This window comes from Microbacterium testaceum (assembly GCF_001476285.1).
GTDB classification, from domain to species: domain Bacteria; phylum Actinomycetota; class Actinomycetes; order Actinomycetales; family Microbacteriaceae; genus Microbacterium; species Microbacterium testaceum_B.
Genome location: NZ_LDRU01000027.1, coordinates 15,924 through 35,476, shown reverse-complemented (window position 1 = coordinate 35,476; position 19,553 = coordinate 15,924). Strand labels below are relative to the sequence as shown.

Sequence of the window (19,553 nt, the reverse complement as noted above, 5' to 3'; positions counted from 1 at the left end):
GGAGCTCGGGCCGGACTCGCTCGCCCCGGGCGGGTGGGGAGACGGATGCCATGTCCGACCCCGCGGATAGGCTGAAGCGGTGAAGATCGCTCGATTCAGCCACCAGGATGCCATTCGCTACGGGATCGTCGACGACGGCGAGCTCGTGGTCCTCGCCGGAGACCCGATGTTCGCGGGATTCGACACGACGGGGGAGCGCGTGCCCCTGTCCGATGTCGCGCTCCTCGCGCCGGTCATCCCGCGGTCGAAGGTGGTCTGCATCGGCAAGAACTACCACGACCACGCCGCCGAGATGGGCGGCGAGGCGCCGGCCGAGCCCCTGATGTTCCTCAAGCCCAACACCTCGGTGATCGGCCCGGGAGACGTGATCGTTCGGCCTACGAGTCTGAGCTCGCACACCGACTACGAGGGCGAGCTCGCCGTCGTCATCGGCCGTATCGCCAAGAACGTCCCCGCCGACAAGGCGAGCGACTACATCTTCGGTTACACCGTGGCCAACGACGTCACCGCACGAGACCTTCAGCGCAGTGACGGGCAGTGGTCGCGCGCCAAGGGGTTCGATACGTTCTGCCCCGTCGGGCCCGTCATCGAGACCGAGCTCGACCTCGAGACCGCCGCGATCACCACGCGCGTCAACGGCGAGGTCCGTCAGCAGGGCCCGGTGTCCGACATGATCCACGGCGTCGGCGCCCTGGTCGCGTACGCGTCCGCGGTCTTCACGCTCCTGCCCGGCGACCTGATCCTCACCGGCACCCCCGCCGGCGTCGGTCCCTTCGTCGCCGGTGATGCCGTCGAGGTCGAGGTCAGCGGTATCGGGGTTCTGCGCAACACCGCGCGCGATGCCTGACGCGACCGCGCCGGTGGGCATCGACCTCGCCGCCACCCAGCGCCGTACGGTGCGGGTCCTAGCCGCGGGGCAGGTGCTCACCGGTGTGGCTTTCGGGGCCACCCTGTCGCTCGGAGCTCTCCTCGCGGCCGATCTGTCGGGCCAGGAGGCGCTGTCGGGCTTCGCGACCGCCGCGGTCACCCTCGGCGCTGCCCTGACCGCCATTCCGCTCGCCCGACTGGCTGCCCGTCGCGGCCGGCGATTCGCGCTGACGACGGGAAACCTCGCGGCGCTCAGCGGGATTATCGTCGTCATCGCGGCGGCCGCCACCCGCACCTTCCCCCTGCTGCTGGTGGGCATCGCGCTCATCGGGGCCGGGAACGCCGGCACGCTCCAATCGCGTTTCGCCGCGACCGACCTCGCGACGACCGCTCGTCGCGGTCGCGACCTCGCGACGGTGGTCTGGGCGACCACCGTCGGAGGCGTGGTGGGTCCTCTGCTCCTCGCACCCGGTGAGCTCGTCGGGGCGAGCATCGGGATGCCGCGGCTGACGGGCGCCTACCTTTTCTCGTTCGCCGCGCAGGTGTGCGCGTTCGCTCTGTACGTGCTCGTTCTGCGGCCCGACCCCCTCTTGCTCGCGCAGCGCCTCGACCGGGAGAAGACCGCCTCGGTGGCCGAGATCCCCGAGGCCGATCGCCCGGGACTCGCTCGGTTCGCGATGCTCGCGGTCGCCGCCTCCCACGTCACGATGGCGTCGGTGATGGCGATGACGCCCGTGCACCTGTCGCACATCGTCGCCCCGGATGCCGTCACGCTCGCCGTCGGTGTGACGATCGCACTGCACGTGTTCGGCATGTACGGCCTGTCACCGGTCTTCGGCATTCTCGCCGACCGCGTCGGACGTCTCACGGTGATCCTGCTGGGGCAGGCGCTCCTCGCGGCCTCGCTCGTCGTCGCGTCGCTGTTCTCCGCGTTCCAGACCGGCGTGCTGGTTGCTCTCGTGCTGCTCGGCCTCGGGTGGAGCGCCGCGACCGTGGCGGGCTCCGCGTTGCTGACCGAGGCGACCCCGCTCGCTCTGCGCCCGCGACGTCAGGGCCGCAGCGACACCCTCATGACCGCGTGCGCCGCCGTCGGATCGATCCTCGCGGGCGTGATCCTCGGGCTCGTCGGGTACGGCGGTCTCGCCCTCTGGGCCTTCGTGCCCGTCGCGCTCGTGTGCGTGGGTGCCGTGGTCGTCCGGGCACGCGCGTCCTGACCGTCGGCGCGACATGCCCCGCGCGCGCACGAGAGCCCGCTCACCTATTGGCGTGCGCGTACGAAACTCCTGAGAAATCGGGGCCGTGCACCGCGCGGCCGTCGAGAACCACGCGGCGAGCCCAGAAAGTCAGGAGTTCCGCACCCACCCGGACCGTGGCCGCGCGCGCGTCGGCCGATCAGATCGAGTAGCTGAGAGCTACCGGCCGGGCGGCGGGCACGGCGGTGGTCCCCAGCGCGCGGAGCGCGCGGTCCACGTCGCCGTCGTCGTTGAAGACGTGGAACGCGACGCGCGCGCGGCTCGCGCGTCCCGACGCCGTGATGCCGCGAGCTGACAGCCGCGAGAGGGCTTCGCCGTCGGCATCCGGCCACGTGACGATCGCCGAGGGGCGTGCCGGCTGGGGGAGTCCGAGTCCCTCGCGGAAGCGCGCCGCCAACCCCGTCGCGTGGGCGTAGACCTCCGTGACGTCGGCGTCGGCGAACATCTCGATCGCGGGGGCGGCACCGACGAACGCTTGCCAGGCGGGCGAGACGTCGAACCGGCGGGCGTCCGGCGCGAGGGTGCCGCCGGTTCCGTAGCACGATGCCCACGGATCGTCTCCCGAGTACCAGCCCGCCTGCACCGGGCGGAGCGAGCGCGCGAAATCGGGTCGCACGGTGAGGAAGCCCACGCCACGCGGGCAGCAGAGCCACTTGTACGCGTGACAGACCGTCGCGTCGAAGAGGGTGGCATCGACCGGATGCCAGCCCGCGGCCTGCGTGAGATCGCACAGCGTGCGCGCGCCGACGCGGGCGGCCGCGGCGACGATCCCCGCGGCATCCGCGACTTCTCCGGTCGCCGACTGCACGAGAGAGAAGGCCACGAGAGAGGTCTCGGCATCCACGGCGTGGGCGAGCTCGCCGAGCGACGCGGTACGCAGACGCATGCCTCGACCGGCGTGGGCGAAGGGGGCGACGAGCGACGCGAAGTCGCCCTCGGGGCAGAGGACCTCGGCACCGTCGGGAAGCGAAGCGGCGATGAGAGACACCATCACTGACGTCTGCGAGGCGATCGCGACGTCGCCGGCGGGGGAGCGCACGAGGCGCGCGTACGCGGCGCGCGCATCCTCGACGGCGCGGGACGCGGCGGCGACATCGGGGCGACCGGATGCCGCGGCGTCGAGGTCGTCGCGGACGGCGCGCACGGTGGCGCGAGACGGGAGACCGACGGTACAGGCGGCGAGGTAGTCGCGGCCGCCGGTGAAGCGGGAGGCGAGGTTGCTCATGGATCCAGGCTCCCGCGGAGCGCGACATTGCACTAGAGCAGGTATTGCATGAGAAACATGCACTCTGCTTATGTATCAGGGTGACCGATCAGGACGACGACCTCGACGCCCATTCGCTCCGCGTCGTGAAGGCCATCGCCGACACCGGCTCGATCACCGCGGCCGCCCACGCGTTGGGCTACAGCCAGCCGGCGGTGAGCCAGCAACTGCGGCGGCTCGAGCGGCGCGCGGGCACGCCGATCGTCGAGCGCGTCGGGCGCGGTGTACGCCTGACGGAGGCCGGCCGCGTCCTCGCGCGGCACGCGGCCGTGGTCACGACGGCCCTCGAGGCCGCCGCCGGTGACCTCGCCGAGCTGCGTGGTCTGCGGGCCGGTCGCGTGCGCATCGCCGCGTTCCCATCCGCGTCGTCGATCGTCGTTCCCCGCGTCATCGCCGCCGTCACGGCTCGCCGTCCCGGGGTTTCGATCAGCTTCGTCGAGGCCGAACCACCCGAGGCGATCGTCGCGGTACGCGAGGACCGGGCCGACATCGCGCTCACCTACAGCTATCCCGGTGACCGGCGTGAGCTCGACCTCGCCGCCAACGGACTCTCGGTGCGCGCGGTCGGTGGAGACGACACGGTCCTCGTCCTGCCCGTCGACCACCCGGCCGCCACCGGCCCCATCGACCTTTCCCGCCTCGCGGACGATCGGTGGATCGCGGGATGCCCCCAGTGTCGCGGGCACCTGCTCGAAGCCTGTGCGCGAGCGGGCTTCGTCCCCGACATCGCCTTCGAGACCGACAACTACATCGCCGTCGAGAACCTCGTCGCGCAGGGCGTGGGGGTCGCGATCCTGCCGCGCATGGCGGTGGCATCCTTCCCGCTGCTCGCGGGAATCGCCGCTGCTCGGCTCCCGGATGCCGAGGCCCGCACGCTGCACGTGGTGACCGCTCGCGGTGCGGAACGCGTGCCGGCGGTCGGGGTGGCGCTCGACGTCATCGCCGAGGTGCTCGCCGACTACCCTCTGCCCTCGGGGCGTCAGGCGCGCCGCCGGTAGGATCGAGGGGATGTCTGCCTCTCCCGATCCCCGCACCACGACCGCCACCGGCGCCGACGTCCGCGTCCGGTTCTGCCCGTCTCCGACGGGTCTGCCGCACGTCGGTCTCATCCGCACCGTCCTGTTCAACTGGGCCTACGCCCGACACAACGGCGGAAAGCTCGTCTTCCGTATCGAAGACACCGATGCCGCGCGCGACAGCGAGGAGAGCTATCAGCAGCTCCTCGATGCCCTGCGGTGGATGAACATCGATTGGGACGAGGGCGTCGAGGTCGGCGGTCCGCACGCTCCCTACCGGCAGTCCCAGCGGCACGAGATCTATCGCGAGGTTCTCGACAAGCTCGTCGCGGCGGGAGCGGTGTACGAGAGCTACTCGACGGCCGAGGAGATCGACGCTCGCAACGAGGCCAACGGCCGCGCGAAGCAGCTCGGGTACGACAACTTCGATCGCGACCTCACCGAGGAGCAGAAGGCGGCGTTCCGCGCTGAGGGGCGCCAGCCCGCGTGGCGCCTGCGCGTGCCCGACCACGACCTGAGCTACGACGATCTGATCCGCGGCGAGGTCACCTTCCCCGCGGGATCGTTCCCCGACTTCGTGCTCGTGCGCGCCGGTGGAGTGCCGCTGTACCCCTTCGTGAACCCGGTCGACGACGCTCTCATGGGCATCACCCACGTCATCCGCGGCGAAGACCTGATGCCCTCGACCGCGCGCCAGCTCGCGCTGTACTCCGCCCTGGTGGATGCCGGAGTTACGACCTTCATCCCGCGCTTCGGCCACATGCCGCTGGTGCTGGGCGAGACCGGCAACAAGAAGCTGTCGAAGCGCGACCCGCAGGCCGACCTGTTCCTGCAGCGCGAGAAGGGCTTCATTCACGAGGGGCTGCTCAACTACCTGTCGCTGCTCGGCTGGTCGCTCGCGAGCGACCGCGACGTCTTCTCGCTCGACGAGATGATCGCCGCGTTCGACATCGCCGACGTCAATCCGAACCCCGCGCGCTTCGACCAGAAGAAGGCCGAGGCGATCAACGGCGACCACATCCGGATGCTGGATGCCGACGACTTCGCGGCCCGCATCGTCCCCTACCTCGCGGGGGCCGGGTTCATCGCCGAGGAGCCGTCGCCGGAGCACCGGGCGATCATCGCCGCTGCCGCTCCGCTCGTTCAGGAGCGCGTGCAACTGCTCGGTGAGGTGCCGGGCATGCTCGGGTTCCTCTTCGTCTCCGAAGTGGAGTACGCCGAGGACGCGCTCAAGGGTCTCCCGGCGAACTCGGCCGAGGTGCTCGTGGCATCGGTCGGAGCCCTCGAACTCGTGCCCGAGACGGAGTTCACCGCAGCGGCCGTGCAGGAGGCGCTGTCGCGAGCGCTGGTCGACGAGCTGGGCCTCAAGCCCCGCGTCGCTTACGGGCCGCCTCGCGTGGCGCTGACCGGCCGTCGTGTGTCGCCCCCGCTTTTCGAGTCGATGGAACTGCTCGGTAAGACCGAGACTCTGCGTCGCCTCGATGCGCTCGTCCGTCACCTCGGCTGAGCATCCGCCGCCTGTCGCCCCGTCCGCGAGACTCGCAGAACCTCGCAGAATCCCCGTCGGATTCTGCGAGGTTCTCGCATTCTGTGCGCACTTCGCGCCGGCGACATCGCGGCGTGCGACGCGCGCGGGCCGACGCCGGTTTGGCGCTGGGCCGCGCTTCACGTAAGCTTGATCCTCGGCACGAGTTCCGGCTCAGCGCCTTGGGGTATGGTGTAATTGGCAACACGGCGGTTTCTGGTTCCGTTGTTCTTGGTTCGAGTCCAGGTACCCCAGCAAGACGAAAAGCCCCGGTCAACGCGCAAAGCGCGGAATCCGGGGCTTTTGCTTTTTCCCCCGAGGGTCTCGCATGTCCGCGGTCATCCTGGTAGGCAGGAGGTATGACCACGACCGCTTCTCCACCGCGACGACCGTCGCCGTCGGAGCGTCGCGCCCGCCGGGAGCGACTGTCGACGTGGATCACGATCGGTGTCGTGCTCGTCGTCTGCGCCGTCGCGGCGTTGGGGGCGTACGGCATGGCGAACTCGTGGTGGGTCGAAGATGCTCCGACCGCCTCCGCCGATCAGCAACTCCCGGATGGGCAGTCGCGGTTCGATCAGGCGGGCCTCGACTTCCTGAACCGGCAGCGACACGCCACCGTCGACGTCGTCGATGCTGCCTCCGCGGGTGAACTCGGACTCCCCGCGAACGGCGACACGCCGGTCGAAACGCTCGTTCCGCTGACCGTCGATGTCCGCGGGAGCGGGGGAGTGATCTCCTTCCCCGGGGTCTCCTGGTTCGCCATTGCGACGGAACAGGACCGACTGACCGCTCTGACGGTGACTCCCGCCTCGAGCACCACCTGGGTCGCCATCCGCTCGGATCTCGAGCAGCGCGCGGCTCAGTGGGGATGGTCGGAGAGTGATCTGCGGGACCTGCAGCAGAACGTCGGGGATGCGGGGCGCGAGGAGGGTGTCGCTCAGACGTTCCGTCTGCCGGCGACGCCCGTCGACGGGATGACCGTCACCGCCGAGGTCTCGGTGGATGAGGGCGGGCGCATTTCTCTGCGATACGTCTTCGCGCGCTGACCTCACCCGTCCCCTCGTGACGCGTCGCGAGCACAATGGGGTCATGGGAATCTTTGCGCAGCGTCCGGAGGAACCGACCGAGTGGGCGGGGTTGCCCGGGGAGCCACGCCGCGCCCGAAGTCGTGCCGAGATGCTTCCCGAGGATGAGGTGTCGACCCTATCCTCGCCGGATCTGCTGGGGGTGGGGGAGTCGCCCCTCTCGTCGATCTCGATCCCTCTCGACGCCGCGGTTCCGGTCGCCCCGTCCGCGTCCAACGCGTCCGCTGGGGACGAGGACGGTGGTGACGAGTCCGCGTGATCGCCGGCAGCCTCGCTACATGACGATCGTGTGACGGTGTGTGGCGAGCGCAAAAATAATCTGAAAAAATCCTTCACATCGTGCTTCACTGTACGCACATCATCCGTACACCCCCTGAGGCACCTATGAAGAAACCCTGGATCACCGCCGGTGCGGCCCTCGTCGCCGTCCTCGTCGTCGGTGGTGCCGTCGGCACCGTCGCCGTCGCGCAGAGCGGCATTCCCGCCACGCCCGCCCAACCCGCTTCGAACGTCGGCGCGGTGGCATCCGCCATCGATCTCGAGCGCGCGGGGTCGTTCACGCTCGCCGAGTCCGAGGGGGCGGCCGCTCTCGACGACAGCCGCGTCATCGCGGCAGCGCCGGAGACGACCGCGATCGTGCCCGTCAGCCTCGATGCGACGAGCATCGAGCAGTACTGGCTCTGGGCTTCCGGGGTGGAAGTGACCGCCCACGGGCTCACCCCGGGCTCCGACGTGGAGATCGGCATCGTCTTCAGCTCGGGGTCCACGAAGCACTGGGCTCCCGTGCAAGCCGACGGCGACGGCACGGTCGTCACCCGGGTCCGCACCCTCGATGTGGACCCCGAGAACACGCGCCCGGAGATCGGTCTGGCACAGATCACCGTCAGCTCGTCGGCGGGCGAGGCGGGGTCGACCCTGCTCGACATCACCGCGACGACCGACGTCATCACGGTCTCGAGCGACCCGGTCACCATCAGCCAGGACGAATTCCTCGACCGGCCAGTCACGATCCACGCCAGCGGGTTCTCGCCGATGACCAAGGTCTTCTTCAATCTCGGCATGCCGGACACCACGATGTACGCGGTGGGCGAGAACGAGGGTCTTCACTCGGACGAGAACGGGAACTTCTCGTATCAACTGCAGATGAACTCCGTCAACACGCAGGTGGGTACCTGGCTCATGAGCTTCGTCTCGGACGATCGCAGCGGATCCGCCACCTTCCAGGTGACCGCGGGAGCCGTACGCACCGCCGACAAGACCGTGACCCCGGCGAGCCGCGAGATCTCGGTCGCCGACTTCGCCGCCGAGCCCGGAATGGGCTTCGCTCTCGAGGGATTCCTGCCGTTCGACACCTACGAGCTGCTTCTGACCACCTCTCGCGGCTACACGGCGTCGCTCGGTATCTCGCGCACGGACGGCGAGGGCCGTGACAGCAACGCCATCACGAGCCCGAAGGGCATTCCTGAGGGCGAGTACACCGTCACGGCGCGATCGACCACGACGGGCGACTACGCGACCGGCACCTTCCGTGTCACGGGCAACCCGGCGGCCCCCGCGTCGAAGATCTCCCTGTCGACGAGTTCCGTGAGCTCCGGTTCGCTCGCCGACCCGTCGGGCGGAGTGGCCCTCGAGGGCAGCGACGTCACCCCGGGGACGAGTTTGCGCGTCTCGCTGCGTAACGGCGCCTGGGAGCGGCAACCCCTGCTCGTCGGTGCGGACGCCTACGCCACGGCCGGCGACGACGGACGGCTCGCCGTGACGCTCGTCACCCTCCAGCCGCTGGCGCCGGGAAGCTACACGATCTGGGCGGAGGGCGGCGGTGGTGCGGCGGCGTACGACGTGCGCCTGCCGCTCGAGGTGACGGCCGATGCCACGTCGACCACGCCCTCGGTCGCGCCCGAGACCCGTCTCGCGCCCGTCGACGAGGCCCCCGCGCTTCCGGCGCCCACGCCCGACGCCCCGACCCCGGCTCCCGCGCCGCGGCCGAGTGCCTCACCGACTCCCACTCCCGATCCGATCGAGGACGACGTGCCGAGTCCGGCACTGCCCGTTCCGACCGTGCCCACCCGCTGACGTCCAGGAAACCTCATGATCACTTTCCGTTCTGCGCGCTCGCGCGCCTGCGCCCTGGTCGGGACCGGCCTGCTCGCGACCTCGCTGTCGCTCGGCGCCGCTCTTCCCGCCGGAGCCGCCCCCGGCGGTCTCGATGAGATCGCCCTCGCCCCCGCCGGGTCCGGTGGAGGCACCCCGCTTCCCGACTCCGTCGTCTCGGCGGACGGCCCCGTCGACGTGTTCGTCCAGACGCGCGGTGACAGCGCCCTCGGGGTGCACAGCGCGTGGCAGGCCCGAGGGGCGTCGGACGACGCCGCGTCGGCCGCCGCCGCCGACACCGCGGCACAGAATGCCGAGGTCGCCGATCGCGTATCGGAGGCGCTCGAGCAGATCGACCCCGACGCCGAGGTGCTGTACACCTCGACGTACTCGGTGCCGGGCATCGCGGTCAACGCGGACGCCGACACCCTGCGCCAGCTGGCTGAACGGCCGGACGTCGAGAAGGTGTCTCGCATCGTCACGCAGTCGATCGAGTTGCCTGCGACCTCGGATGCCACCCCGTCGAACGCCGCGTCGGATGCGCTGACGCGAGCGGTCAACGCGTGGCAGCAGGCGGGACGCACCGGTAAGGACGTCACGGTCGCCGTCGTGGACACCGGGGTCGACTACACCCACGCCGACTTCGGCGGACCGGGCACGACGGAGGCGTACCAGCAGGCCCTCGCCTCGACCGATGCGCCCGCGGCTGACTGGTTCGACGCGTCGAAGTACCTCGGCGGGTGGGACTTCGCGGGTCCGACGTACAACGGAGCCAACGGCACGCCGGCGTACGACCCGATCCCGCGCCCCGACGCCAATCCGATCGACGGGCCGGGCGGCAACCACGGTACGCACGTCGCGGGAACAGCGGTCGGCCTGGGCGTCGACAAGGACCTGAAGACGTTCCGCGGCGACTACACGGAACTCTCGGCCGAGAGCGTGCGATCCGAGTTCGCGATCGGCCCCGGTTCCGCTCCCGAGGCGGGGCTCATCGCGCTGAAGGTGTTCGGCGACAACGGTGGCAGCACCTCGCTCACCGGCGCGGCTCTGGAATGGATCGCCCAGAAGGTGGCATCCGGAACCTCGATCGACGTCGTGAACCTCTCGCTCGGCACGAACTACGGCGCGATCGACGACCCCGACAACGCCAAACTGCAGACGCTCGTCGACGCGGGCGTGCTGCCGGTCGTCGCCGCCGGCAACTCCGGCGACGTCACCGACATCGCCGGAAGCCCGGGCACCACGATGGGTGCCCTGACGGTCGCGGCCTCGTCGAGCGGGCACGGCCTCGCCGACGCGGCGTTGGCCACCGTCGGCGACCCGGCGCAGAACCCCGCCGAGAAGATCAAGGTGCAGTACTCGCAGGAGTTCGGCTGGGACTTCGCGGTCGCGGCGAACGTCGTCGCCCTCTCGGAGAAAGACAACGCCGACGGCTGCAAGCCGTTCGACGCCGCGGAGAAGCCCCGGGTCGCGGGCAAGATCGTCTGGCTCGAGTGGGACGATGCGGATGTCGCGTGCGGCTCCGCCGTCCGCTTCGACAACGCGTACGACGCGGGTGCGGTGGGTGTCGTGCTCACCGGTCAGGCGAATTCGTTTGAGAACGGGATCGCCGGCAACGCCGCGATCCCCGGCGCACAGCTCACGGGGGACTCGACCAATGCTCTTCGCTCCGCGATGGAGGAGGGTCGGCTCGTCGTCGAGCTGCGCTCGGACCTGCGTCGGACGATCGAGGTGTTCGACTCGTCGCGGGTCGACACCGCGGCATCCTTCACCTCCCGGGGAACCCACGGCTCGATCGACGACGTGCTGAAGCCCGACGTGTCGGCCCCCGGCGTCTCGGTGATCTCGGCCGGCAACGGTTCGGGAACGGGGCTCGAGGTGCTCAGTGGCACGTCGATGGCCGCGCCGCACGCGGCGGGCGTGGCCGCCCTGGTCGTCGAAGCCCACCCGGACTGGACGGCCGAGCAGGTCAAGCAGAAGGTCATGAACACCGCGGCGCACGACATCGTGACGCCGGGTGCCGACCCCCGCGCCTACGGGCCGGCCCGCGTGGGTGTGGGTCGCGTCGACGCCCTGGCCGCCGTCGAGGGCGACATCAGCCTCCGCTCGGTGGAGAACGGCGATCTGCTCAGCGCCTCGTTCGGCGTGATCGACGCCGGCACCGAACCGATCGTGCAGACGAGGACCATCACGGTCGGAAACGACGGGACGGATGCCACGACCCTCGACCTGCGGTACTCCCCGCGCACCGAGACGCCGGGCGTCGGCTACGACGTCAGCCCGTCCACCGTCACGGTTCCGGCGGGAGGAAGCGTCGACGTGACGCTGACGCTGCGCATCGACGACCCCGCCGCTCTGCGTCGCACCCTCGACCCGACCATGGAGGCGGAGACCGGGGGAGCGCCCCGTCAGTACCTCGCGGACGCCTCCGGCGTTCTTGAGGCGACCGGCCCGACCGGGACCTACCCCGTGCGTCTCGCGGTGTACGCCGCTCCGCGTCCGTACTCGGAGACGCACACCGAGGGGGTCGCGTTCGACGGGGCGTCGGGCACTCTGACGATCGCGGGCCGTGGACTGGACCAGGGCGAGGGCCGTGAGCGGTACCGCTCGCTCATGGTGCCCCTGATCCTCGGCGCCACCGATCCCGACGACACGTTCCCCGACACGTCGGCCCAGCGCACGCTGGAGAGCGCCGACATCCTGGCCGTGGGAGCGTCGTCGACGGCGTCGCTGCTCGACGACCCGACGCAGGGCGTGCTGACGTTCGGTCTGCAGATGGACGGCGAGTGGGCGCGCATGTCGCCCCTGACCTGGCCATCGGTGCAGCTCGACGTGAACGGCGACACCCGCGCGGACTTCATCGTTCAGGTGCAGCCCGGTGAGGCCGGCGACGTGCCGGTCGCGATGACGATCGACGCGGTGACCGGTGATCTGATCGAGGAACGCCCGGTCAACGGCGTGTTCGGCGATCAGGGCACGAACGTCTTCGACAACACCGCTCTCACGATGTCGACCTCGCTCAAGGCGCTCGGCTACACGCCCGGCACCACGCAGACGACGATCCGCTATCTGGCGCAGACGCGCTCGTACTACAACCCCGCTTTCGACGGCGGGTATCAGAGCGCGCTGGTCGACCAGACGGATGCCGCCACGATCGACGCCTATGCTCCGGCCCTGGCGTTCGGTGACTCCGGGACGGCACTGTTCGCCGACGCCGAGGGATCCGTCGCCGTCACGCGGGCGGGGGAGGAAACGCCTCAGGTGCTGGTCCTCCACCTGCACGGCGACGGTGACGCCCGTGCGGAGATCGTCACCCCGACGGTCGCGGGTGAGCCCACCCCGACCCCGTCGGAGCCGGTCCCGAGCCCGACGGCATCTACTCCCGACGGCGGGGCGACCACTCCGCCCGGCGCGTCGCCCTCGCGCGGTGGGCTCGCCTCGACCGGTGTCGACGGTGCGGTCCTCGTGTGGCTCGGTGCCGGGGCCATGGCCGCGCTGGTCGCCGGATCGGCGATCGCGTGGCGACGCCGCCGACGCTCCTGAGTCCGGCCTCGGCGGGCGTCGCGCACTCTTCGAGATGCGCGGCGCCCGCCGAGGCGGCACACTGGGAGGACATGTCCGATCAGACGCTCGTCATCTCCGACCCTCGCGCGGTCCGCGCCATGGCGAATCCTCTGCGCATGGTCGTGGTCGACGAGCTCTACCGACGACAGGGTCCGGCCACCGCCACCGAACTCGCCGAGCTCGTCGGGCTCAGCCCGAGCGCGATGAGCTACCACCTCCGGGCGGCGGAGTCGACCGGACTCATCCGGCGCGGTGAGTCCACCGACGGACGCGAACGGCCCTGGCTCCCCGCGGCGCCGAGCTACTCGCTCGTGGCGAGTGCGGAGTCGGATGCCGTGCAGCGGATGCTCCTGATCGACTCACGCCTGACCCCCATGCGCCAGCGCATGGAGGAGCTGCTGGCGGTGCGGTCGGTCCGCCCTCCGGATGCCGACATCACGTACATGGTCCTGCGGACGGGGCAGCTGCTGTTGAGCGCCGACGAGGTGGGCCGGCTCCAGGATCGCGTCATGGAGGTCTTCGACGAGTTCGAGGCCCTGAGTGCCGGTCGCTCCGAAGAAGGAGAACTGCGGCGCGCGCGGTACATGTGGTCGATCGTCCCCGAGCGGATCGAGCCCGAGGACTGAGCTTTTCACCACTCAGACCTGCGCGTGGCGGGTCGATCGGGACGACGTCGTTCGATGAGTGCGGGCGACCGGTGGGCGACCTGCGGATCGCCTCCGGTCAATCCATCGGGTGCCCGGGTAGCATCCGGGCATCGGTGTCGAGGATCGCCGCGGTGGAAGAGGTGTGATGTGAAGCGTTCGTCGTTCTTCGTGGCAGGGGTCGTCATCGCCGGTCTCGGTCTCGCGGGATGCGCGCCCGCGGCGGATCCGACACCGGCTTCGGACGCGAGTGCTTCCGTGGCTTCGGCGAACCCCCAACCGTCCGGGAGTTCCCAGGCGCTGCCACCGACGCTCGTCTCGCCTGGCGACCTCGACGGGCGGGACGTGTCCGTGGTGGTCGGCACCGCCCTCGTGATCGCCGCCCCGGACGGGACGGACGCCGAGTGGACCGGAACCACCGCCGACCGCACCATCGCGGAGTTCTCGGCCGGGGGCGCCTCCGAGGGGGCGACGTTCCACCCCGGATTCATCGCGCGCGGGATGGGAACGACCGAGGCGACGCTCACCGGACCGGAGGGCAAGGAGATCGCCTTCCGTATCTCCGTCGTCGCCCCGTGAAGCATCGCCCCCTGAATTGACAGTGCCGGTCGCGAGACCGCCGGCGAATCTTCAGTAGCGCGACAGCACCGAGAGCAAGGGGTCCGTTCCGGGCTCGGCGGGTCGCAGGGTCTTGCGCTCGACCTCGTCGAGGTGGTGGGTGACGAGGTCGGCGGCGCGCTCGGCGTCCCCGGCGGCGAGGAGAACGAGGAGCTCCTCGTGCTCCTCGATCGAGGCTTGCTGGTCGATGTCGCGGCCGTAGATCGCCAGGATCAGCGCCGTCCGCGACACCACCTCCGACATGTAGCGCTCGAGCAGATCGTTGCCCGTCTCGCGGGCGAGCAGGATGTGGAACTCGCCGCCCAGGCGGGAGGATGCGGCCGCGCGGCGCTCTGCCCATGCTCCGCGCTCAGCGCGTACGTGCGACCGCAGCCGCTCGGCTATGTCGGCATCCCACCGTTCGGCGACGCGGAGCGCGGCCTCGCGCTCGAGGACCCGCCGCACGGCGAAGGCGTCGCGCGCTTCGTCGATCGTGGGGTGCGCGACCTCGGCGGAGCGTCCGTGCGGAGAATCGACGAGGCCGTCGGCGACGAGCCGGGCCAGGACGGTACGGACGAGCGTGCGGCTCACACCGTAGTGGGCGGCGAGGGTCTCCTCGCCGAGTTTGGTCCCGGGGGTGAGGGCGCCTTCGATGACCGCGGCGCGGAGTGAGGCGTACGCGCGCTCGGCGCGCTCAGCGGGTGAGCCGACCGCTTCTGTCTCGGGATTCATGCCATGACTGTATACGAGCGCTTGGCAATTGCCGCGAACGTGCGCGGGTGCATGGCGTAACGCAAGCGACGCACGTTCGGAACACGTGCGTCTCGTATACGGAATAGAACTATTCCTGTATACAGAAAGGCATCCGAGATGCGACTCTCCCTCACGTCCCAGCAGCGCGAGCTGCTCGACCGCTCCATTCTCGCCGGTGAGGCGGCGGACATCGCCGACCTCGTGTCGCTCGCATTGCGCGAGACCTCGCTCGGCGTGTCCGCCCGTCCGATCCCCGGCGTCTCGCCGACCGAGCGTGCGTGGCGAGACGATCTGGCGTTCAACCCGGGCGCCGAGCGGGTCGCCCGGCAGGAGCACCGTCTGCTCCCCGGGACCGGCAAGGCGTTCGAAGTCCGCGCCGGTCAGATTCTGCGCGTGGCGCAGGTCGACGGCGACCAGTGCGCCGACCTCAACGTCTTCTCGCTCGACGACTATCGCGAGGCGATGCACGTCGGTCGGACCCGCACGCTGCACGGCATCCATCCCGGGGAGGGGAGCTTCCTCTGGTCGGCGCCCCCGCGCGAACGCGCGATGATGTTCGTCCTCTCCGACGACGCAGGTCTGAACGACACCCTCTTCCCCCGGTGCAGCGCGGCGATGTACGAGTCGATATTCGGATTCGCCGAGCACACGAACTGCGCCGACATGCAGGCGGAGGCCCAGCGCGAGTACGGCCTCACTCCCGACGACGTGCACGACTCGTTCAATCTCTTCATGGCCACGCGTGTGAACGCCGACGGCTCGATCGAGGTCGTGCACCAGCACACCCCCGCCGACTCTTACGTCGAGCTGCTCGCCGTGATGGATGTCCTGGCCGTGCCGAACGTGTGCGGCAACGACATCTTCCGCACGAGCAACCACGCGCTGCGGCCGCTCGACGTCACGGTGTTCGACGCCGCCGAGGCCGACCTCGTCCGGGTGCCGCCCCTCCAGGTCCACCGTGCCCAACGGACCCCGGCCGACTTCGCACAGCCCGAGATCCGCACCGACCGCCGGCTCGCGCGCGACCCCGACTACGTGCCGCACTTCCCTCGCACGCCGGTCACGGTCGACGACCTCGAGGTCGAGCTGACGGATGCCGACACCGCCCTGCTCCTCGCCCATGCGCGCCGTGACCTCTACGGCGACGACGACGAGGCCGCGCTGCGCGACATCGTCCTCAGCTGGTGGGTGCAGAGCCATGCATGAGGTCGACGACTTCGATGCGCTCACTCCGTACGAGCGCTACAAGCTCATGGCGTCGCTCGTCGTCCCGCGGCCGATCGCGTGGGTCACGACGCTCGGCCCGACCGGCATCCCGAACGCCGCGCCCTTCTCGATGTTCGCGATGGTGGGGGAGGACCCGCCGCTGCTGATGGTGAGCATCGACCGCCTGCCCGACGGCGCGCGCAAGGACACCGCCGTCAACATCGACGCCACCGGCGAGTTCGTGGTCCACCTCGTCGACCGCCCCCTTGTGGAGTCGATGGATGCCACGGGCGTGCGGCATCCGCCCGAGGTCGACGAGCTCGCCGAACGGGGGATCGCGACGGTGCCCGCGGCATCCGTTCGCCCTCCGGTCATCGCCGAGGCCCCGGTCGCGCTGGAGTGCGAGCTGTGGTCGCGCATGGACATCCCGAGCCGCGAGATCTACTTCGGGCGCGTCCGACGCCTGCGGACCCGACCGGGACTGATCGATCGCGAGCGCATGCGCGTGCGGCTCGCCGACTACTCACCCGTCGCGCGATTCGGCGCGAGTTTCTACACCACCACTCGTGAGCGTTTCACCCTGACCGGCGAAGACGCGACCGACATCGACACCCTCTGAGCTCCACCCGACCCCAGGAGAACACCATGATCAGACCCTCTCGTCCCCTGTCCGCGCTGGCCGCCGGCGCGACTGTCGCCGCCGTCCTCTCCGGCTGCGCCTCGGGCGCCTCGACCCCGGCCGCCACCTCCGACCTCGCGATCGGGGCGACCGACCTCTCGGCCGTGTGCCCGGCGACCGTCGTCATCCAGACCGACTGGAACCCCCAGGCCGAGCAGGGCGGCCTGTTCACCCTGCTGGGTCCCGACGCGACCATCGACGCCGGAAAGAAGAGCGTGTCCGGCCCGCTGATGTCGAGGGGATCGTGGACCGGTGTGAACGTCGAGATCCGCGCCGGCGGACCGGCGATCGGCTTCTCGGGCGTCCCGGCGCAGATGTACACGGACCCCGACATCCTGCTCGGCTGGGTGAACACCGACGACGCGATCGCGGCATCCGCCACCCTGCCTACGACCGCCGTGATGTCGACCTTCGAAAAGGCCCCGTGGGCGATCATGTGGGACCCGAAGACCTACCCGGACGTCCACTCCATCGCCGATCTCGGAAAGACGGATGCCACCGTCCGCTACTTCGACGGCACCACCTACATGGACTACCTGACCGGGTCCGGACTCCTGCGCGCCGACCAGCTCGACGGCTCGTACGACGGTACGCCGGCCGCCTTCATCGCGGCGGACGGGAAGGCCGCGCAGCAGGGCTTCGCCACCGTGGAGCCGTGGGTCTACGAGAACGCGATCCCCGAGTGGGCTCGTCCGCTCGACTACCAGCTCGTCGCCGACACGGGGTACCCGATCTACGCGGTGGCCCTGGCCGTGCGCAGCGCCGACATCGAGCAGCAGTCCGCGTGCCTGAGCGCCCTCGTCCCCGTCATCCAGCAGGCGAGCGTCGACTACTTCGCCGACCCGGAGCCGGCGAACACGCTGATCGTGTCGGCCGTCGAGCAGTACGACAACGGGTGGGTGTACCCGGCCGAGGAGGCGGCGAACTCCACCGTGCAGCAGCGCTCGCTCGGCCTCGCGGCGAACGGCGGGGATGGGACGTTCGGCTCGTTCGACGCCGAACGGGTGGCGAAGGTGCAGTCGATCGTGACGCCGATCCTCAGCGCGAAAGGCGTGAGCGTGGCCGATGGACTCACACCCGAGAGTCTCGCCACGAACCGGTTCCTCGACGCGTCGATCGCGTTGCCCTGACGCTGCCCGACCTCAGGCGGATCGCGGCACGGCCCTCGGGTCGTGCCGCGATCTGCGTTTTGCGGAACGAAGTGTTGATTCGTGTGGCTTCGTGTTGTATCGTGTGGGAATCTTCGAGGGGGATCCCGTGTACGCAATGGAGCGCCAGCAGCTCATCGAGCGCGAACTGCGCGAGGTCGGACGCGTCAGCGTCGTCGACCTGGCCCGGCGCTTCGACGTCACCACGGAGACCGTCCGCCGCGACCTCGACCGCCTCGAGACCACCGGCTCTCTCCGCCGCGTCCACGGCGGGGCCGTGAGCATCGATCGCGCCAGTACCGCCGAGTCCACGCTGACCGAGCGTCGTGAGCGTCAGGGCGAGGCGAAGCGCGCGATCGCCGCGAGCGCTGCCGCCCTCCTCGGCCCCGGCTTCCGGGGCTCGATCTTCGTCGACGCGGGAACGACGGCGGCAGCCGTCGCCGCGTCGCTGCCCGGCGCGCTCACCGCCTCGGCCGGTGTCGAAGTGGTCACGCACTCGCTCGAAGCCGCGCATCTCCTCGCGGGTGAAGAGGGTCTGTCGCTCACCACCATCGGCGGCCGCGTGCGCGGCGTGACCGCCGCCGCCGTCGGTGCCCACACCGTCCGCGCGATCGGACAGTTGCGGCCCGATATCGCCTTCATCGGCACCAACGGTCTGAGTGCGACGTTCGGTCTCAGCACCCCGGATCCCGAAGAAGCGGCCGTGAAGACGGCCATCATCCAGTCCGCGCGTCGGATCGTGCTGCTCGCCGACGCCGCCAAGTTCGGGGAGGAACTGCTCGTGAGCTTCGCTCGACTCGACGAGATCGACGTGCTCGTCACCGACACCCCGCCGTCCGGTGCCCTCGCCGAGGCCCTGGCGGACGCCGATGTGGAGGTACGCGTCGCATGATCGTCACCCTGACCGCCAACCCCTCGGCCGATCGGGCCGTCGTCCTCGCGGAGGCGCTCGCGCCGGGCGAGGTGCAACGCGCTCTGTCGTCGCGCGAGGACGCCGGGGGCAAGGGCGTCAACGTCGCCCGCGTCGTCACCGCGGCGGGCGCACCGGCGCGGGCCGTCGTTCCGGTGAACGGCCACGACCCCTACCGCCTTCTGCTCGAGGACGCCGGCATCGCGCTCGACCTCGTCGAGGTCGCGGGCCGCGCGCGGGCGAACCTCACCATCACCGACCCGGCGGGCGAGACCACCAAGCTCAACCTCCCCGGTGCCGAGCTCTCCGCCGCGGAAGCCCGCGCGCTCGTGGCGGGCGTCGTGGCCGCGGCAGAAGGCGCGACCTGGCTCGTCCTCGCCGGATCACTGCCACCGGGCGTGCCGCCGACGTTCTACGCCGATCTCATCGAGGCCGTCCGCGAGCGGTGGGGGAGCGCTGCTCCACGGATCGCCGTCGACGCCTCCGGCGCCGCTCTGGCCGCGGTCGTCGAGACCGCTCGCCCGGATCTCATCAAGCCCAACCACGAAGAACTCGCCGAGCTCGTCGGTGAGGATGCCGCGGACGACGCCGACGTTCTCGCCGAGGCGGCGCGTCGCGCACGTGCCCTCGTGCCCGGGCGCGTGGCATCCGCTCTGGTCACCCTCGGTGCCGACGGCGCGTTGCTCTTCTCGTCCGAGGGTGCCTGGCGCGGACGAGCCCCCAGAATCCAGGTCGCGAGCACGGTCGGCGCGGGCGACAGCTCGCTCGCCGGTTATCTGCTCGCCGATCTCGAGGGAGCCGCGGCTCCCGAACGTCTCGCGCGCAGCATCGCCTACGGTGCCGCCGCCGCGACCCTGCCGGGAACGCAGGCGCCCACCCCGGCCGATCTTCCCTCCGGGACGATCACCGTTTCCGATTTCCCCACCCCCATCGCAACATCCTGACCACGGA

General features: G+C 70.4%; 17 protein-coding genes and 1 tRNA gene. 16 read left to right on the top strand and 2 right to left on the bottom strand.

The genetic code is table 11. The annotated features are described in order from the left end of the window. Positions 1 to 79 precede the first annotated feature (79 nt). Together NS283_RS05575 and NS283_RS05570 are read left to right on the top strand one after the other, a co-directional pair. Entirely contained in the window at positions 80 to 847 is a 768-nt protein-coding gene (locus NS283_RS05575) for a fumarylacetoacetate hydrolase family protein (RefSeq protein WP_058595890.1), read from the top strand. After that, positions 840 to 2,081: an MFS transporter gene (locus tag NS283_RS05570; protein WP_058595889.1), complete on the top strand. Its 1,242-nt coding sequence runs from the start codon at positions 840 to 842 to the stop codon at positions 2,079 to 2,081. Before NS283_RS05575 ends, NS283_RS05570 begins: the two co-directional genes overlap by 8 nt. 178 nt (positions 2,082 to 2,259) lie before the next feature. Here NS283_RS05570 and NS283_RS05565 read toward each other — a convergent pair whose 3' ends face one another. Beyond that, positions 2,260 to 3,345 carry an aminotransferase class V-fold PLP-dependent enzyme gene (locus tag NS283_RS05565; RefSeq protein WP_058595888.1) on the bottom strand — a complete coding sequence of 362 codons (1,086 nt, stop codon included), beginning with the start codon at positions 3,343 to 3,345 and terminating at the stop codon, positions 2,260 to 2,262. 80 nt (positions 3,346 to 3,425) lie between these two features. On the opposite strand from NS283_RS05565, the gene NS283_RS05560 reads away from it, so the two are divergent. From NS283_RS05560 to NS283_RS05525, 9 genes are all read left to right on the top strand, one after another. Then, the gene (locus tag NS283_RS05560; RefSeq protein WP_058595887.1) at positions 3,426 to 4,382 is read left to right on the top strand and encodes a LysR family transcriptional regulator; all 957 of its coding nucleotides are present in this window, start codon (positions 3,426 to 3,428) and stop codon (positions 4,380 to 4,382) included. A gap of 10 nt (positions 4,383 to 4,392) precedes the next feature. Next, positions 4,393 to 5,907 (top strand): glutamate--tRNA ligase, encoded by a 1,515-nt coding sequence (gltX, locus tag NS283_RS05555; protein ID WP_058595886.1) that lies wholly within the window; start codon positions 4,393 to 4,395, stop codon positions 5,905 to 5,907. A 201-nt stretch (positions 5,908 to 6,108) separates the two neighbouring features. Beyond that, positions 6,109 to 6,180 (top strand) — tRNA-Gln (locus NS283_RS05550). A 104-nt stretch (positions 6,181 to 6,284) separates the two neighbouring features. Further along, entirely contained in the window at positions 6,285 to 6,971 is a 687-nt protein-coding gene (locus tag NS283_RS05545; protein ID WP_058595885.1) for a hypothetical protein, read from the top strand. Between the two features lie 148 nt (positions 6,972 to 7,119). Then, complete coding sequence (locus NS283_RS18850; protein ID WP_193752632.1) at positions 7,120 to 7,269, top strand: hypothetical protein; 150 nt, start codon at positions 7,120 to 7,122, stop codon at positions 7,267 to 7,269. A gap of 125 nt (positions 7,270 to 7,394) precedes the next feature. Beyond that, the gene (locus tag NS283_RS05540; protein ID WP_058595884.1) at positions 7,395 to 9,083 is read left to right on the top strand and encodes a hypothetical protein; all 1,689 of its coding nucleotides are present in this window, start codon (positions 7,395 to 7,397) and stop codon (positions 9,081 to 9,083) included. A 15-nt stretch (positions 9,084 to 9,098) separates the two neighbouring features. Then, positions 9,099 to 12,644 (top strand): S8 family serine peptidase, encoded by a 3,546-nt coding sequence (locus NS283_RS05535; RefSeq protein ID WP_058595883.1) that lies wholly within the window; start codon positions 9,099 to 9,101, stop codon positions 12,642 to 12,644. 71 nt (positions 12,645 to 12,715) lie between these two features. Next, a complete protein-coding gene (locus NS283_RS05530) occupies positions 12,716 to 13,291 on the top strand; it encodes an ArsR/SmtB family transcription factor (protein ID WP_153003289.1) in 576 nt (191 codons plus the stop codon). A gap of 168 nt (positions 13,292 to 13,459) precedes the next feature. Continuing rightward, on the top strand, positions 13,460 to 13,888 hold the full coding sequence (locus tag NS283_RS05525) for a hypothetical protein (RefSeq protein ID WP_058595881.1): 429 nt from the start codon (positions 13,460 to 13,462) through the stop codon (positions 13,886 to 13,888). A 51-nt stretch (positions 13,889 to 13,939) separates the two neighbouring features. On the opposite strand, the gene NS283_RS05520 is transcribed toward NS283_RS05525, so the two are convergent. After that, a complete protein-coding gene (locus NS283_RS05520; RefSeq protein ID WP_058595880.1) occupies positions 13,940 to 14,638 on the bottom strand; it encodes a GntR family transcriptional regulator in 699 nt (232 codons plus the stop codon). Positions 14,639 to 14,776: 138 nt separating this feature from the next. On the opposite strand from NS283_RS05520, the gene NS283_RS05515 reads away from it, so the two are divergent. The 5 genes from NS283_RS05515 to NS283_RS05495 all read left to right on the top strand — a co-directional run bounded on the left by NS283_RS05515 (position 14,777) and on the right by NS283_RS05495 (position 19,546). Beyond that, positions 14,777 to 15,865 (top strand): DUF1989 domain-containing protein, encoded by a 1,089-nt coding sequence (locus NS283_RS05515; protein ID WP_058595879.1) that lies wholly within the window; start codon positions 14,777 to 14,779, stop codon positions 15,863 to 15,865. Beyond that, complete coding sequence (locus NS283_RS05510; protein WP_058595878.1) at positions 15,858 to 16,484, top strand: flavin reductase family protein; 627 nt, start codon at positions 15,858 to 15,860, stop codon at positions 16,482 to 16,484. Before NS283_RS05515 ends, NS283_RS05510 begins: the two co-directional genes overlap by 8 nt. A 26-nt stretch (positions 16,485 to 16,510) precedes the next feature. Beyond that, positions 16,511 to 17,674, top strand: a complete 1,164-nt coding sequence (locus NS283_RS05505) for a hypothetical protein (RefSeq protein WP_058595877.1) — start codon at positions 16,511 to 16,513, stop codon at positions 17,672 to 17,674. A 127-nt stretch (positions 17,675 to 17,801) separates the two neighbouring features. After that, positions 17,802 to 18,584 (top strand): DeoR/GlpR family DNA-binding transcription regulator, encoded by a 783-nt coding sequence (locus tag NS283_RS05500; protein WP_193751331.1) that lies wholly within the window; start codon positions 17,802 to 17,804, stop codon positions 18,582 to 18,584. Then, positions 18,581 to 19,546, top strand: coding sequence for a 1-phosphofructokinase family hexose kinase (locus NS283_RS05495; RefSeq protein ID WP_058595876.1), 966 nt, complete (start codon positions 18,581 to 18,583; stop codon positions 19,544 to 19,546). The genes NS283_RS05500 and NS283_RS05495 overlap by 4 nt, the downstream gene beginning before the upstream one ends. Positions 19,547 to 19,553 lie beyond the last annotated feature (7 nt).

Bases quoted from the DNA above. Each gene is read 5' to 3' on its own strand.
- NS283_RS05515 (WP_058595879.1), top strand. From the start codon at position 14,777: ATGCGACTCTCCCTCACGTCCCAGCAGCGCGAGCTGCTCGACCGCTCC.
- NS283_RS05520 (WP_058595880.1), bottom strand. From the start codon at position 14,638: ATGAATCCCGAGACAGAAGCGGTCGGCTCACCCGCTGAGCGCGCCGAG.
- NS283_RS05540 (WP_058595884.1), top strand. From the start codon at position 7,395: ATGAAGAAACCCTGGATCACCGCCGGTGCGGCCCTCGTCGCCGTCCTC.
- NS283_RS05510 (WP_058595878.1), top strand. From the start codon at position 15,858: ATGCATGAGGTCGACGACTTCGATGCGCTCACTCCGTACGAGCGCTAC.
- NS283_RS05545 (WP_058595885.1), top strand. From the start codon at position 6,285: ATGACCACGACCGCTTCTCCACCGCGACGACCGTCGCCGTCGGAGCGT.
- NS283_RS05535 (WP_058595883.1), top strand. From the start codon at position 9,099: ATGATCACTTTCCGTTCTGCGCGCTCGCGCGCCTGCGCCCTGGTCGGG.
- NS283_RS05530 (WP_153003289.1), top strand. From the start codon at position 12,716: ATGTCCGATCAGACGCTCGTCATCTCCGACCCTCGCGCGGTCCGCGCC.
- NS283_RS05495 (WP_058595876.1), top strand. From the start codon at position 18,581: ATGATCGTCACCCTGACCGCCAACCCCTCGGCCGATCGGGCCGTCGTC.
- NS283_RS05570 (WP_058595889.1), top strand. From the start codon at position 840: ATGCCTGACGCGACCGCGCCGGTGGGCATCGACCTCGCCGCCACCCAG.
- gltX (WP_058595886.1), top strand. From the start codon at position 4,393: ATGTCTGCCTCTCCCGATCCCCGCACCACGACCGCCACCGGCGCCGAC.
- NS283_RS05565 (WP_058595888.1), bottom strand. From the start codon at position 3,345: ATGAGCAACCTCGCCTCCCGCTTCACCGGCGGCCGCGACTACCTCGCC.
- NS283_RS05505 (WP_058595877.1), top strand. From the start codon at position 16,511: ATGATCAGACCCTCTCGTCCCCTGTCCGCGCTGGCCGCCGGCGCGACT.